Consider the following 14,837-nt stretch of genomic DNA (forward strand, 5'->3'; position numbering starts at 1 on the left):
TCAATTATTTATTTGCGAAAATATCAATACCTACTGCCTTCTCTACCCAATTCTTAATCTGCTTTGAGCCAAAACCTGTAGAGTACTTTAAAGTAGGTACCGGAATTACGCTTAACATGTTGTCCCGCGTTAGTTCATCGATAATACTATCGAATTTCTCATATATATCTTCGGTGATAAGACAGATGGCGTATTGTTTATTAATGATATCAATCAATATTTCTCTAAATTTCTTATCGTCATTCGGATCGTCTATTACAAACTGTTTTAAACCTATCGCTTGGAAGGGTAAAACGCTTTCATAATCCCCCACTGCTGCTATGGGATGTGTCCTACGCTGCATGGCGCAACAACCCCTTTATCATATCTTTCTCTACCCCGCTGGCCTTGCCCACGAGTATAATTCTCAAATTTTTAACCTCTGTCTCTTTTAGCCAGAGAAAGCGGAGAACCTGTTCAGAGGCAAAAGGATCGTATTGATATTTGTTTAAGTATTTGCTGATCATCACATCGGACCGTTTCTCAATTTCGGGCAAAATCCTCGACGCATCCATTTCTTCGACGTTATCCAATATACGTCCCATATAACCAAAGGCGAGTTCCCTAGTCCATGATTCCTTTGGTTCGGCGTACAGCTGTGCTAAAAGTTCCGTTGAATATGTGCCGCCGGAATGAAGATAGTTCGACATCTGCGATGCATCGACATTCATCCTCTTGAGCCGCAACATCGTTCTGATATTTTCCCCGTCGATCCGAAAACGAACATATTCTTTTACGCCGTTATAAGGAAGCTCATCTGCTATCAAGCGCATTATATAAAACATATGTCTGTCTAAAAGTTGTTCTATCTCTAGAATATTTTTCGTCTGCTCCCATATCATTACGCATGATGGAATTATCCTGTGCAACTGATGAGGAAGGAGTCGGTAATCTTCGCTTTCAACGGCTAATATCATATCGTCTACCGGATATGAACCCATGGAAACCAACAGATCCCACCGACTTTTACCACCCTCTCTCTGGGCAAACATTCCCTTTAATATGACCTTCAAATTATGGAAGTCATAAGGGATTTGAAAAAGCTGAACCAGCTGTGGATCAGGAACGAATTTTCTGAGCTCTCCATAGGTGTATGAAAGCTCTGCTTCCAATAAGCTATCGTATGAAGAGTTGTTGCCCCTTTCAGCAATCCATTGCCCATAGCACGTCTCGATGAACAATTTCCATGCAGACTCAAAGCTCTCCGCCTCTGCCATTTGTTGCATGGCCGAAGTATCGATCTTTCTATTTTCCATCGCCCTCAAGCGTGATACGGTATAGGTGTACTCGCTTCTGGCTTCCAATTGTCTCACCGACCCTAAATTTATCATGATTCATCTCCTATAAAAGGGCTAATCCGCGAAAAGTTCCCCTGCAATTATCAATTCGAGCTCGTCTTGGATGCTTGCTATTAGCATATCAAAGGAGCAGTTTATATCGATATCGCCGACATTTAGGATAAAACCCCCTCTAAAAGGTAGCTTTTCATCGGCTAAACTCAATTTGGTATCATTTTTCTGATTGAAATTAGATACCCATTCTTCGTCTATAATCGCCTCTTCTTCACCGACATAGATCAGCCCTTCGGATTTTTCCGACTCTTTGACGGCAGTCTTCAAGACCGTTTCGACGAATGAAGCATATTTCTTAGGGTCAAGGGTATTCATCTTTTTTCTGGCTTTAGTCAGCGTCTCTGCGATCAGCGACCTTTTCATCGATAGTTCAATCTTCCCTAGATCTAGGTTCGCGACAATTTCTCTTCTCTTAAAAATATTTTCTCTTTCTTCTTTCGCTTGTTGCATCCATTCTTCCTGTATTTTCTGAGCTTCCCCTTGAGCCTTTGAAATTATCTCTTCGGCTTGTTTTTTAGCCTTCTCCAATATTTCGTCAGCTTGTTTTCTTGCATCATCTTCTATTTTTGTCTTGACATCAGCCAATGCCATTTGGCAACACCTCTATAAGCTAATGCCGTTCAGCAATATGATGCTCATCAAAAGAGCTAAAACGGCATAAGTCTCCACCATCGCAGGCAATATAACTGCTTTACCTGTTTCCTCAGGCCTCTTAGCAATAAGCTGAATGCAGGCAGCTGATGTCTTGCCCTGCGAATATCCTGAAATATATCCGACTATTGCGATTGGCAAACAGGCAAAAAATATGGCCATCCCCTGTTCCAAACTAACCGCAACCGGTTCACCGCCAAGCAGTCCAACCTGCATGATGGTAAAAAATCCTATCAGCAAACCATATATTCCCTGAGTTCCAGGCAGTGCCTGAAGTAACAAAACCAGACCAAACTTCCCGGGATCCTCTGTCATGACCCCAGCACCCGATTCACCGGCAACACCTACACCAAGAGCAGAACCCGAACCGGCACACCCCGCAGCCAATGCAGCACCTAATATAGCTAATGCAAGTCCCCATTCCATTATCAAATACACTCCTTTCAAAAATTATTAATTGGCGTATATTGCCATGTTTTTAATGTAATTGTTGAACTAACTGGAAGCTTTTACGTGAATTAAATGATCTAAATCATAGCTTTCTGCAATGTCAACATAACGTGCATTCATATCAAATGGATCGAATGCTCTTCCTCCGGCTTTGTAAAATTTGCTGAAGAATTCGACGTATTGGAGACGCAAGGAATGGACAAATGCCCCTAAAACGTTAACAGCTATGCTAAATATATGTCCGCCTGCGAACAAAATTATCCCCAATAGCCAGCCTATGTAGGGAATATGAAATAGCTGCAACGTCAATGTATTGATGATCATCGCTATGGCTGACGTGGCTAAACCAAGCGCTAAGAGCCTGCTGTAACTTAACACGTCACCTAAGTACGATGTTATGGAATATAGGCTCATGATACCGGAAAACAATTTGGAAAAGATATTTTTCTTTTCCCTTCCCTGAGTTGCAACCAGTATACAGGCTCCTGCAATCGCTGCTATTGCGCTGGGAGAAGAAAGCGAAGGCGACAACATTCCAGCACGAACGAGTATATAGAGAGCCAAACCCAGAAGGAAAGTTATCCAACCACCTTGGTCCCCTATCGCTCCGATGTAATCCTTCTTTCGAAGATTATCGAAAAAGGCGATGAAGAGCCCGAAGATTATTTGTACGAAACCAATGAACAGAGAAAAACCGAGGAAAGGCATGGGATTGTACATTACGTCAGTGATCTTTAATGAATTTTTGATATCTCGAAGTGATGTTAATATGGGAAATGCATCGATCATATCCCCGAACAGCGAGCCGGTCAAAACACCCACAAGTACCGATGAAATTCCTACCAGAACAAACAAAGTAAAGAATTTAAAGGCATCTTTACGGGGGCAATACTTCTTAATAGTATACAAAAAGATCAAGGCTAAGAGGGCGCCATATCCTGCATCCCCTAAACACATGCCGAAAAATAAAAAATAAAAGGGAGCAAAAAATGGTGTTGGATCGATACCATTGTACTCTGGTAATCCGTAAAGTTTTGTCAATGGCTCAAAGGGAGATGCCCATTTCCTTGAGACTAGATATACAGGCGGTTCATCCTCTTCCTCCGGATCCGAAATTTCCATGTGAACTAATGAGTCGTAGGAAGACAATACAGACTGTATGCGATCGATCGCAATCCTTGGAACCCACATCTTATTCCAAGTGGCATGTTCCGTCGAAAGCCCGGAACCAATAGCTTCAAGCCTTCGTTTAATTAAATCATAATAATCGTGGAGTTGCTGGAGGCACATGAAATTCTTTTTAGCTTCATCGGAGATTGACGCAAATAGTTTTTCTTCTTCAGCGATGAGTTCCTTCTTTGTCTCTGCCATGTTTTCAAGCTCTTCAACTGGCGTTCCAAGCAATCTGGGATCGAGCTCTATTATTGAAGCTCCGTTAGACGTCAACAAATTTCTGATTTCTTCCTTTTTTTCCCTTACGAAAAGGGCAATCAGATATACCTCCTTGTCCTTTTCTTTAGGGGTAGATATGAAGAAATCCCCTTCGTCCGGATTGATCGAACCTTCCAGCAACGATTTAAACACCCCAGTTTGTTCGACCGGTATAGCAGCCATTATGCCGGTTACGTAGTCCGTTCCCTTTGTTATCAACGAAAGAGGAAGTTGAAAATCGACGACTTTTGCTACTATTCCTTCAATGTTTCTGAGCCTGGAAAGTTCTGCCCTTATTTCAGATAATTTCTTTTCGACCTCTCTCAACTTAGCCGCATATTGAACAATGTCAAAACTCTCTTCCAGCCTCGATATTTCGTCAAGTGATACCTTAGGCTTGTTTCCAAGCATTCTGGCTATCTTGCTTCCCTCTCCCTGATAGTAAGGCTCGAGAAATCTTATAGCAAATCTTGCGTCAGACAGCTTTTCGTCGAGAGATTTAATGCTTTCGGGCCGCCATTGATCTTCTTCGGCTCGCTCTGTAGTAATTACCTCACAGCACCCGAGACGCTGAAGTTCGCTCATAACCTCTTCTCTTACGGACTCATGAACGACGAGATCGAGCTTGCAAAACTTAGTTATTGCCATATGTTTTCATCACCTCTTCCATCACTAAAGCAGCAACACGATCTACTTTAGGAAGGTAGGTCTCTCTTTCAGAGAAGATTTTCTTTTTGCCTTGCTCGATAATAGATTGGGCCTTTTTCTCAGCTTCGGCTTGAGCTTGTTGAACTATTTCCCTGTACTGAGCTCTTGCTTTGGTTTTTGCCTCTTTGATGATTTCTTCTGCCTTCACGCGAGCTTCTTCGATGATGCCGTTGGCTTTAGATTTGGCCTCTTCCACCAACTTCTTCGCAGATTCTTCAGTCTCCTTGAGCTCTTGCGCTATATCTGCCGGCAATGTTATCAACTCCTTTGCTCAGAAATTGTGAGACCGCTTATGGACGGGATAAACCTTGTTATGAACAACACAATCGAAACTCAGTGTAATCATTTTTAGACGCCCTGTCAAATCGATAGAGTTCTTTGTATAAAAAAAATGGAGCAATCATCGGGAATAGAGCATTTGGCCAATTATGACCTGCCCGATCGCGCCCCATGATATACTATCACAAATCATAATTTAATATCAATGATTCATATGAAAATTCTTAAAAATCAAATGTACCTAATATTATTTTACACAACAAGAAGAGAGGAAAGATCTTACATTTCGGGAAAATGCTAATTTTTAGGAGTCATCTAAAGCACTGCCTTATAAAATCCAGGCCGACGCTCCTAAATAAGCACAAAAAAATCCCCGACAGGCCAAGAAGGCTGTCAGGAACTGATTTTTGGCGCGCCCGGCGGGACTCGAACCCACAACCTACGGATTAGAAGTCCGTTGCTCTGTCCAGTTGAGCTACGGGCGCCCTTCAAATAAACTGGAGCGGGAAACGGGATTCGAACCCGCGACCTACGGCTTGGAAGGCCGTCGCTCTAGCCAGCTGAGCTATTCCCGCCCTCGACGCGAATAATACTAGCATAACGAATGTGCTTGCGCAATACCTTGGATGTTAAAAAAACAAGGCAAGAAAATCATAAAATTCTCTAATTCTCAAATACTACATGCCAAACTTCCACAACCATAATAAAAAGGACAGGATAAAGCATATCTAATGATAATGTCCTGCCCTTTTTATTGTCATTCTGGTCGGGGCGAAAGGATTTGAACCTTCGACCCCCTGCTCCCAAAGCAGGTGCGCTAACCAGACTGCGCTACGCCCCGAAATTTTTATTGGTGGAGCTGGGGGGACTCGAACCCCCGACCTTTTCCGTGCGAAGGAAACGCGCTCCCTCTGCGCTACAGCCCCTTAAGCGAAATTCATTGTAAGCGTCTTATCGCTCGCTTGTCAAGCATCATTACATGTGATATGGTATTTTTTCGCGTCAATACCTGTTCATTATTAGTAACACAAGGGGGCTCTGAAATAGTGAGAGTTCGCTACAAAAATGAAGTGCTTGATTTTAAAGAGACGATGTCAGTAAATAAACTTTTAAAAAAAATGGCTTTAAATAAAGGCGAGGTGGTCGTCATAAGAAATGGAGCGATCGTCACCGAGGATGAGATGCTCAATCCCGACGACGAAGTCCGGATCATCGATACCGTCAGCGGAGGTTAAGCATCTATGAAGTGCAGAATTTGCCGTGAAAAGGCCATTATAGGCTTGCCTCAACATAATTTGGCCCTATGTGCCGATCACTTCGACAATTGGATGTTGAAACGAGCCGCCAAAGCTATAGATGAATTCAAGATGTTTACCAAAGACAGCAAGATATTGGTAGCCGTATCGGGCGGCAAGGATAGTTTGGCGCTTTGGGATATACTCACTCGCCTCGGCTACAATGCTCATGGTTTGTACATAAATTTAGGCATAAAAGAAAATGATTACTCCGATGAAAGCGAAGAGCTCTCGAGAACATTTGCAAATCGTATCGGGAAAAAGCTACAAGTCGTAAACGTCAAAGAGCTTCATGGCATGTCAATTCCCGATAAGGCGTATTCAAAAAAGCGCAAGACCTGCTCAGTATGCGGAGTAACGAAGAGGTATTACATGAACAAAACGGCCAGAGAGGGAAATTTTGACGTAATAGCCACAGGACACAATTTGGATGATCAGGCGGCTGCCCTACTTGGAAACTTTCTTTACTGGAAGTTCGATTATCTGGCCAAAGGAGCGCCTTACTCTCCTCCCCTTCGGAAGGGCGAATTTGCTAAGGCTAAACCGTTGATTCTTTGTACGGAGAAGGAAAATACCGTATATTGCTTGCTTCAGAGGATTGATTATATTCAGAAGGAGTGTCCCTATTCCAAAGGAGCCACGTTCTTGCGCTGGAAACACATTCTAAATGAGATCGAAGAAAACTCTCCAGGTGCAAAACAAGCTTTTTACCTCGGATATGTCAAACACATAGATATCTTTAAAGTCCAGAATGAGGACATGCCTGACTCCCGCTGCAAGATCTGTGACACTCCTTCTTGGAATGAAGTCTGTTCTTTCTGCGCCTTATGGGATTTGAACAAAAAATAAAGGAGAAATCTCAAGTGCACTACGGACCGGAGATGACCCATGGTTGGGTTTTGGATATAAACGAGCGATTCGCAAACAAAAAACTTTACCGTTGCGAAGCCGGACCTGAATGGTTGGCATTACAGCTTGGGCATAACGGCGACTGGCTTTGGTTGAGTTGGGATAGTCGCTGTTGCGGGATGGCATTGATCGATAGACATGAATTGAAAATTTTAAAGGACCTCAAAGACAAAACTCACCCTATTTTTGGAGTCGTCAAAAGCCATATTGTCGGTGGCTTGTTGGTTCGTGCCTTTCAATTGAACAGAGATCGTGTATTAGTGTTGGAATTTTCAAGACCACTGGGAGCCGGAGTTGACGTTTCCCGCTTTATCGTATTTGAAGCAACGGGAAGACAGGCTAACTTGATTATTTTAGATGACAAGGAAAAAGTCATAGAGACCGCAAAACACGTTCACCCCGAAATAAACAGGTATAGATCCGTGCTTCCCGGGCTGCCTTATGTATCTCCTCCGCCTTTCAACGGTCCTGACATTGAAAACTTCAGCAAAGAGGATATGACGAACTTAAAGAGGTACCGAGGCATTGGAGCCACTTTGGCCGGAATTTTGTCAAAGGAATGGGAAAATAAGTGCGTCGATTTTGAACCCTATTTGCAGAGGCTTTACTTTCTCCCCTTAAGTGAATTAATTTGCCAGGATATAGACGGCTATTTGACCGTTTTTCCGATTATTTTGGACAAAGCCTTGAAGTGCGACGAAACCCCCCTCCTTTTTTCCAGGAAGATCCTTTTTCAGTTTTTCGATCGGGAGAGAGAGGTTATGCTCCAACAAATACACAAAATCCTTGATTCCGATAGGCGGAGGTTATCGGATAAAATTAGAGGGTTATCGAACCTCATTTCCATGGTCGAGAAAGCAGAAAAATGGAATCACTACGGCACCCTGCTGTTATCCTATGCTCATGAGGTCCGCAAGGGATCTTCTTCGGTTAAATTAAGGAGTTGGGACGAACGCTTCGGAACGGTTGAAATAGAACTTGATCCGAAACTATCACCTATTGAAAACGCAAAAAGATACTTTAACCTTGCCAAAAAGTATCATAGAGATCAAGAAAGGCTTCAAAGGAAACTGGAGACCTTACAGGCTTCCTTAAGGGAACTCGACGAATATCGTGATTTTGTCTCAATTTTAACCGACATTAGCGATATAAAAAAGATATTGGATGATTTTACATTTAATGGCACCGGCACTGAGGACTCAAAAAGAAAGAAAAGATACATCCCCCCTCATAAGAGGTTTGACCTCAAGGGAGGTTATATCGTTTATGTCGGATTAAACGCAAAGGCAAACAGATATGTTACATTTGAAGTAGCTTCGTCGGAGGACATTTGGTTTCATGCCAAGGAAGTTTCAGGATCACATGTAATTTTAAAATTATCTGGGAAAGGGGCAAATGACAGATTAATCGAATTCACCGCTTCGTTGGCAGCCTATTACAGCAAGGCTAAAAATACATCCTATCATATTGTTGACTACACTCTAAGAAAGTACGTGAAGGCATTGCCGAAATCAGGCCCCGGACATGTCACCTATACCAACTTTTCTTCGATTCGAGTTTCGCCTAATTTGTGGATCGAGCTCCTAAAAGAGCTTTCTTGAGTTCCAAGGGCAAGAAGGACCTAAAAGTCATTATCCTGCCATTCCCAGGATGCGGAAAAGCAAGCTTCCATGCATGGAGAAAGAAACGATCCTTGGGAACCCATTCTGCTTTCAAATTGCATCCGTAAAGCCTGTCTCCAACGATGGGACATCCCATATCCTTTAAATGAACCCTTATCTGGTGAGTCCTGCCGGTATGGATCGTGCAGCGTAAGAAAGAAAATTTATCGTTACTCCAAAGAACCTCATATTCTGTGACAGCCTCCCTGCCTCCAGATACGACAGCCATCTTCAGTCGGTTCTTCGGATGTCTGCCTATGGGACTTGCGATGGTTCCCTTTTCTTTATTGAGATGCCCATATACTAAGGTTAGATATTCTTTTTTCACAGAGCGCGCTTTAAAGGCATCTGTAAGTTTCTGTTTCGAGAAAAGGTTTCTGGCTATTACCATTAGTCCCGATGTTCCGGCATCCAGGCGATGGACTATACCAGGTCTTCTCATATCCGAATCAGCAAGCTCAGGGTATCGATATACAAGCCCGTGTACCAAGGTGCCGTACCAGTGACCAACAGCAGGATGAACGACAAGGGGAGCAGGCTTATCTATAACTATGATATCGGCATCCTCGTAGAGCACTTCAAAATTTACAGGTTCAGGCTCGAGCGTTGCCTCCTTCTTTTCATCATGAAAGCTTAGCTCGAGGTTCATGGCCTCTCTTACTTTCATCGATGGCTTAAAACCCGCTTCCCGCAGAGCTCTTTGAATTTGGCTTCGAGATCGGGCTGTTATTTTGGATACTGCAACGTCGAGTCTTTCACCTATAAATTCATCCGAAACGACGACTTCAACTTTCTCAGCCATATTCTAGGATATCGTCATCTCCGTTTATCCATATTGCTTTTACAGGTTATGCAATAGCGAGACCACGGCATAGCCTGTAGCCGTTCATTTTCTATTACGTTACCGCATCGTTCGCATAATCCAAACTTATCGCTCTTTTTTTCGAGCTTGGCAAGAGCATGGTCTATATCGGCAATCATTGCCTTTATACTCTCCAATTTCCCGGTTATTTGCTCACGGTCGAGCATGTCCATAGCAGTATCAACTAGGTGATTTGTATCCAGCGTCGATAATTCACCAACATTGATATCCGTCGCCTCAAGTAGCAGCGATTCCACCACTTTGCCAAGCTCTTCCTTCTTCTGAATTAATTTCTTTTTCATGTCCTCACAGTAATTGTCCATTTTATACCAACGCCTGCCCCCATTCCGTTTACCGAGATTGTTGCAACACCTGATTGCACCTGTTGCAAAGGCCGATTTCCGACACTTCAGGCGCATACATCCAACATCTCGGACACTTCTCTCCCTTGGCCCTGGCAATCGCTACTTCGACACCCGTCTCATCGTCATCGTGCATTACCGGCGCTTCTGGCAAATCTTCAACCCACTGAACGTCAGATACTATAAAAACTTCCTTCCACCAGTAGGAAGATAAGAGATCCTTTAGCTTTCTAGTTTCGTCATCAAGTTTTATGTTTACACAGGCTTCCAGAGATTGCCCAATCAGATCTTGGTTGCGGGCAATTTCGAGGCCTCTGCTTACCGCTCCCCGAAGCCATAGTATCCTGTCCCATTTCTCCTCCAGCGATTCGTGATAAAGATTCGAATCCAGGACAGGCCAATCCTCCAGAAATACACTTTCGGGAAGCGAGTTATCAATTTGACGCAAGTATTGCCATACCTCTTCGGAAGTGAAGCTCAGTATGGGCGAAAGCATTAATGTTAATTCCTTTATTATATTCCATAATGCAGTCTGACAGCTTCTCCGCAATTTCGAGTCAGAAGCCTCCACGTAAAGTCGATCCTTATTCACATCCAGATAAAATGCCGAAAGCTCGTTGACGCACAGCTGATGAATCGTGAAGGTGGGAACGTGGAATTCAAAGTTCTCAAATCCTTTGGTGACTTTGCTTGTCACGCCCTGAAGTTTAGATAGTATCCAAAGGTCCATCTCCTCCATTTCCTCAAAGGGAACGCTGTCTTTATGGGGATCGAAATCGCTAAGGTTGCCAAGGATATATCGCAGAGTGTTTCTTATCCTTCTGTAGGATTCGACCAAATTGCGCAATATGGTTTCCGATATCCTTATATCGTTTCTATAATCGGTAGAGGCAACCCATAGGCGCAATATATCTGCCCCGTATTTACCTATGACCTCCTGGGGTTGTACCACATTACCGAGGGATTTTGACATCTTGCGACCCTCACCGTCCACGATGAATCCATGGGTTAACACCATCTCAAAGGGAGCTCTTCCTCTTGTGGCAACGGACGTAAGCAGAGAAGTTTGAAACCATCCTCTATGCTGGTCACTCCCCTCCAGATACATTGTGGCAGGCCACTTTAGCTCGGGTCGTGTAGTCAGAACCGCCATGTGGCTAGTCCCCGAATCGAACCACACGTCGAATATATCAGTCTCTTTTCGGAGGGACTTCGATTTGCATTTCGGGCAAAAAGCAAGATCATCCAATAAATCCTCCGGTTCCAGCCGCCACCAACAATCGCTACCTCCTTGGCTTACCTTCTCGCTTACCCTTCTAATGCGATCGCTTGTGAGAATTAGCTCTCCGCAGTCGTTGCAATAAAATGCAGGTATGGGAACACCCCAAATCCTCTGTCTGCTGATGCACCAATCCGACCTGTCTCTTACCATATTGGCAATTCTGTCCTGCCCCCAGGAGGGTATCCACTGAACCGACGATATCGCCTTTAACGAATCATCCCTGAATTTTGACACGGCAATAAACCATTGATTCGTCGCTCTGAAAATAACCGGCTTTTTGCACCGCCAACAATGAGGGTAGGAGTGCATTATCTTGCCCTCTCCCAAAAGCCTACCTCTTTCCCTCAAAACTCCCATCAATTTTTTAGATCCGTCATCCAGACTTAAACCGCCAACTAACGGCGTCTCCGGGGTAAAATAGCCTCTGTCGTCGACGGGATTGTATATTTCGAGTCCATACCTTACTCCGGTTTCAAAGTCCTCAACGCCATGTCCCGGTGCAGTGTGGACGCAACCGCTTCCTTCGTCCAAGGAGACATATTCTCCGAGGACAAATAATATCTCTCTGTCATCGTAGAAGGGATGAACGGCCTTCCGACCTTCTAATTCTTTTCCCTTTATCTCGTGAAGTATACTGTCGAAATGAATACCTGTCTGCTGCTGAACCTTCTCAATCAGCCCCTTTGCCAACAAGAAGATCTTGTCCCCGGAACTCGCGAAGACATAATCGAAATCAGGATGGACTGCTATTGCTAGACTTGCGGGAAGAGTCCATGGCGTAGTAGTCCATATGATGGCATAGGCTTCTTTCCCCTTCAAAAAAGAAAAGTCGCTCGCTTTCAATGAATAGGCGACGTATATAGATGGCGAATATATATCTTCGTATTCTATTTCTGCGGCTGCAAGTGCAGTTTGGCAATCCGTGCACCAGTAGATGGGCTTCTGGCCCCGATATACGTACCCATGGTCTACCATTTCTGCGAAGGCCTCAAGTTCAATAGCTTCAAATTCCGGCTTGAAAGTGATATAAGGGTTTTCCCAATCTCCGATTACTCCCAAACGCTTAAACTCATCGCGTTGAACATCTATGTAGCGTTCCGCGTATTGCATGCATTTTTTTCTTAATTCGAGGGGATGCAGGGAATCTTTATCGAGGCCCTCATCCTTCAGGGTTCTAAGCTCTATAGGAAGACCGTGAGTATCCCAGCCGGGCACATAGGGCGCAAAATAACCCCTCATCCATTTATACTTAGGTATCATATCCTTTAATATCTTGTTAAAAGCAGTCCCGATGTGTATATTGCCGTTTGCATAAGGGGGACCGTCATGTAGGATAAAGGGTTCGGCACCCCTTCTTTTTTCCATTAATTTTTCGTAGATATCGATGTCCTCCCAGAACTTCAACATATCCAATTCTCTTTTTGCAAGGTTAGCTTTCATTGGAAATGAAGTTTTAGGCAAATTCAACGTGTCTTTATAGTCGTCCGGCATTTACAAAACCTCCTAGAATCGTTGTTTAAGAAGGTGCCGCAAAGACATAAGCGGCACCTTATAAAGTGCATTATACACATAATGACATGAATATAGTAGCCTTATATATTTTTCAATTTATCTTTAATGCTCTCCTTTTTTGGAAGAAGATGGTAAATATCATGACCGCCAGACCAAAGGTATCGGAGTATAATCCAGGTTTTAAAAGGCTTATGGCTCCACAGAAAATTATACTCCTGAGCCAAAAAGGTATTTGGGCTTTATAGTAGCCTATGGTCGACATTCCAAGGAGAAATACGCCCATCATGGCCGTTGCTATGGCTAGGACAAAAGGTATAGGTGTTACGTCCACCAATACAAGCATCGGGTTCATTACATATATATAAGGAACCAAAAAACCTGCCAGCGCCAGTTTGACAGCAGTAACGCCTGTTTTCATTGGTTCAGACCCTGCAATGCCCGCCCCGGCGTAAGCCGCCAAAGCTACCGGCGGACTCAAATCCGCGGCAATACCAAAGTAAAGGACGAACATATATGCCGCTATGGGAGCGACGCCGAGCTGAAGAAGGGCAGGTGCTGCAATTGTGCTCGTTACGATGAAGTTCGCCGTCGTAGGAAGACCTGCTCCCAACAATATACAGGTTACCATTGTAAGAAGTAGTGTTATTAACAAATTTCCTTTAGAAATCGTAATTATCAGGCTCGCAATTCTAAGTCCGAGACCCGTCAATGTGGCCATTCCTACTATGATCCCTACCGTGCCGCAGGCGCAAGCCACTCCCAGAGAACCCTTGGCTCCGTTGGCTAAGCCGTCAATTAACTTGGGAAACGTAAGCCTCGTTTCTTTAGATATGAAGGACACGGCTATTGTGGTAAGTACGCCATAGTAAGCAGCCTTCATGGGAGTATAGCCGGCAACGAGGAAATATATGATTGCAAACAATGGAATGAGCAAATGCCCCTTTGCTCTCAGCAATTTCCAGAGTTCGGGCAATCTTTCCTTAGGCAATCCCAACAGGCCAAGCCTTGTAGCTTCGAGGTGTACCTGTATGATGACGGCAGCGTAATATAAAAGTGCCGGAATTATGGCTGCCAGGGCAACCTTTATATAAGGAACGCCCAAAAACTCAGCCATGATGAAGGCAGCTGCGCCCATTATTGGGGGCATGATTTGCCCGCCGGTGGAAGAAACGGCTTCAACGGCAGCTGCGAAATATGGTTTATATCCTATACTCTTCATAAGGGGGATGGTAAAAGTGCCGGTTGTGCAGACATTTGCTACCGACGAACCTGATATGGTCCCCATGATTCCCGAGCTTAATACGGCCACTTTCGCGGGACCTCCCGTAGACTTGCCGGCTATGGCCAATGCCAAATCTATTACGAATTTACCCATCCCCGTCTCCTGAAGAATGGAACCAAAGAGGATGAACATAAAGACAAAAGTTGCCGAAACGGAAATAGGCACTCCAAATACACCCTCTGTGCCCAAGTACATATGGTTAATTATGCGAGCGGTGTTAAACCCCCTGTGGGCAAAAAGCGCAGGAAAATATCTGCCGAAATAGCAATAGATGATAGAAATAATAGCAAGGATCGGCAACACAGGGTTTGAAACTCTTCTGGTAGCTTCAAGGAGCATGCCAATACCCAAGAATCCAATGAATATGTCCATGGTCGTTGGAAGCCCGGCGCGCATGATAAGCTCGTTAAAATGTATCACCATATAAAGCACAGAATATGCCGCAACAGTCGCCAGAATGAAATCATACCAAGGAATTTTATCACTTGGGGATTTTTTGGTAGCAGGATACATTAAAAAGGTCAAAAACAGCACAAATGCCAGGTGAACCGCCCTCTGCTTCATGGCCAAGAGAAGACCGAAACCAGCTGTGTAAAGATGAAAGAGCGACATTGCAACAGCTATTACTAAGATAAAATAGTTCTGCCACCCCTTTAGCGTTCGATAACGCGATTCAGTATCGTATTGACGTATGACTTCATTTAGGTCGATTACTTGATCCTGAAGCTTGTTATCCACCATTCAGCGTCCCCCTTTTAAGAA

General features: G+C 44.0%; 13 protein-coding genes and 4 tRNA genes. 3 read left to right on the top strand and 14 right to left on the bottom strand.

Annotated features, from left to right (window positions below; all coding sequences use genetic code 11):
- Positions 1-4: 4 nt before the first annotated feature.
- The 10 genes from BLU12_RS03640 to BLU12_RS03685 all read right to left on the bottom strand — a co-directional run bounded on the left by BLU12_RS03640 (position 5) and on the right by BLU12_RS03685 (position 5,836).
- On the bottom strand, positions 5-343 hold the full coding sequence (locus BLU12_RS03640; RefSeq protein ID WP_091460669.1) for a V-type ATP synthase subunit F: 339 nt from the start codon (positions 341-343) through the stop codon (positions 5-7).
- Positions 333-1,370: a V-type ATPase subunit gene (locus tag BLU12_RS03645; protein ID WP_091460671.1), complete on the bottom strand. Its 1,038-nt coding sequence runs from the start codon at positions 1,368-1,370 to the stop codon at positions 333-335. Before BLU12_RS03645 ends, BLU12_RS03640 begins: the two co-directional genes overlap by 11 nt.
- A 21-nt stretch (positions 1,371-1,391) precedes the next feature.
- Positions 1,392-1,982 (bottom strand): V-type ATP synthase subunit E, encoded by a 591-nt coding sequence (locus tag BLU12_RS03650; protein WP_091460673.1) that lies wholly within the window; start codon positions 1,980-1,982, stop codon positions 1,392-1,394.
- 12 nt (positions 1,983-1,994) lie between these two features.
- Complete coding sequence (locus tag BLU12_RS03655) at positions 1,995-2,468, bottom strand: V-type ATP synthase subunit K (protein WP_091460675.1); 474 nt, start codon at positions 2,466-2,468, stop codon at positions 1,995-1,997.
- A gap of 69 nt (positions 2,469-2,537) precedes the next feature.
- Entirely contained in the window at positions 2,538-4,571 is a 2,034-nt protein-coding gene (locus BLU12_RS03660; protein ID WP_091460677.1) for a V-type ATP synthase subunit I, read from the bottom strand.
- Positions 4,558-4,884 carry a hypothetical protein gene (locus BLU12_RS03665; protein WP_091460678.1) on the bottom strand — a complete coding sequence of 109 codons (327 nt, stop codon included), beginning with the start codon at positions 4,882-4,884 and terminating at the stop codon, positions 4,558-4,560. Before BLU12_RS03665 ends, BLU12_RS03660 begins: the two co-directional genes overlap by 14 nt.
- Before the next feature lie 434 nt (positions 4,885-5,318).
- Positions 5,319-5,395: transfer RNA gene (locus tag BLU12_RS03670), tRNA-Arg, on the bottom strand.
- Between the two features lie 13 nt (positions 5,396-5,408).
- A tRNA-Gly gene (locus BLU12_RS03675) sits at positions 5,409-5,485 on the bottom strand.
- Positions 5,486-5,673: 188 nt separating this feature from the next.
- A tRNA-Pro gene (locus tag BLU12_RS03680) sits at positions 5,674-5,751 on the bottom strand.
- A gap of 10 nt (positions 5,752-5,761) precedes the next feature.
- A tRNA-Ala gene (locus BLU12_RS03685) sits at positions 5,762-5,836 on the bottom strand.
- Positions 5,837-5,956: 120 nt separating this feature from the next.
- Between BLU12_RS03685 and BLU12_RS03690 the strand changes: the two genes are divergently transcribed.
- From BLU12_RS03690 to BLU12_RS03700, 3 genes are read left to right on the top strand one after another with little or no spacing between them, the layout of a single operon-like run.
- Complete coding sequence (locus BLU12_RS03690) at positions 5,957-6,145, top strand: MoaD/ThiS family protein (RefSeq protein ID WP_159428499.1); 189 nt, start codon at positions 5,957-5,959, stop codon at positions 6,143-6,145.
- A gap of 6 nt (positions 6,146-6,151) precedes the next feature.
- Positions 6,152-7,054, top strand: coding sequence for an ATP-binding protein (locus tag BLU12_RS03695; protein WP_091460786.1), 903 nt, complete (start codon positions 6,152-6,154; stop codon positions 7,052-7,054).
- A gap of 14 nt (positions 7,055-7,068) precedes the next feature.
- Positions 7,069-8,715 (top strand): Rqc2 family fibronectin-binding protein, encoded by a 1,647-nt coding sequence (locus tag BLU12_RS03700; protein WP_234945427.1) that lies wholly within the window; start codon positions 7,069-7,071, stop codon positions 8,713-8,715.
- Here BLU12_RS03700 and BLU12_RS03705 read toward each other — a convergent pair.
- From BLU12_RS03705 to BLU12_RS03720, 4 genes are all read right to left on the bottom strand, one after another.
- Positions 8,678-9,577, bottom strand: coding sequence for an RluA family pseudouridine synthase (locus tag BLU12_RS03705; protein ID WP_091460684.1), 900 nt, complete (start codon positions 9,575-9,577; stop codon positions 8,678-8,680). The two genes, BLU12_RS03700 and BLU12_RS03705, sit on opposite strands and share 38 nt — an antisense overlap.
- Positions 9,578-9,591: 14 nt before the next feature.
- Positions 9,592-9,960, bottom strand: a complete 369-nt coding sequence (locus tag BLU12_RS03710; RefSeq protein WP_091460685.1) for a TraR/DksA family transcriptional regulator — start codon at positions 9,958-9,960, stop codon at positions 9,592-9,594.
- Between the two features lie 28 nt (positions 9,961-9,988).
- Positions 9,989-12,772 (bottom strand): isoleucine--tRNA ligase, encoded by a 2,784-nt coding sequence (gene ileS, locus BLU12_RS03715; protein WP_091460686.1) that lies wholly within the window; start codon positions 12,770-12,772, stop codon positions 9,989-9,991.
- 112 nt (positions 12,773-12,884) lie between these two features.
- The gene (locus BLU12_RS03720) at positions 12,885-14,816 is read right to left on the bottom strand and encodes a TRAP transporter permease (protein ID WP_091460687.1); all 1,932 of its coding nucleotides are present in this window, start codon (positions 14,814-14,816) and stop codon (positions 12,885-12,887) included.
- Positions 14,817-14,837: the final 21 nt, after the last annotated feature.

This window comes from Acetomicrobium thermoterrenum DSM 13490, from assembly GCF_900107215.1.
Taxonomy (GTDB): domain Bacteria; phylum Synergistota; class Synergistia; order Synergistales; family Acetomicrobiaceae; genus Acetomicrobium; species Acetomicrobium thermoterrenum.

Excerpts from the sequence above, each read along its gene's own strand:
- ileS (WP_091460686.1), bottom strand. The coding sequence starts at position 12,772 with ATGCCGGACGACTATAAAGACACGTTGAATTTGCCTAAAACTTCATTT.
- BLU12_RS03660 (WP_091460677.1), bottom strand. The coding sequence starts at position 4,571 with ATGGCAATAACTAAGTTTTGCAAGCTCGATCTCGTCGTTCATGAGTCC.
- BLU12_RS03705 (WP_091460684.1), bottom strand. The coding sequence starts at position 9,577 with ATGGCTGAGAAAGTTGAAGTCGTCGTTTCGGATGAATTTATAGGTGAA.
- BLU12_RS03650 (WP_091460673.1), bottom strand. The coding sequence starts at position 1,982 with ATGGCATTGGCTGATGTCAAGACAAAAATAGAAGATGATGCAAGAAAA.
- BLU12_RS03720 (WP_091460687.1), bottom strand. The coding sequence starts at position 14,816 with ATGGTGGATAACAAGCTTCAGGATCAAGTAATCGACCTAAATGAAGTC.
- BLU12_RS03695 (WP_091460786.1), top strand. The coding sequence starts at position 6,152 with ATGAAGTGCAGAATTTGCCGTGAAAAGGCCATTATAGGCTTGCCTCAA.
- BLU12_RS03710 (WP_091460685.1), bottom strand. The coding sequence starts at position 9,960 with ATGGACAATTACTGTGAGGACATGAAAAAGAAATTAATTCAGAAGAAG.
- BLU12_RS03655 (WP_091460675.1), bottom strand. The coding sequence starts at position 2,468 with ATGGAATGGGGACTTGCATTAGCTATATTAGGTGCTGCATTGGCTGCG.
- BLU12_RS03640 (WP_091460669.1), bottom strand. The coding sequence starts at position 343 with ATGCAGCGTAGGACACATCCCATAGCAGCAGTGGGGGATTATGAAAGC.
- BLU12_RS03645 (WP_091460671.1), bottom strand. The coding sequence starts at position 1,370 with ATGATAAATTTAGGGTCGGTGAGACAATTGGAAGCCAGAAGCGAGTAC.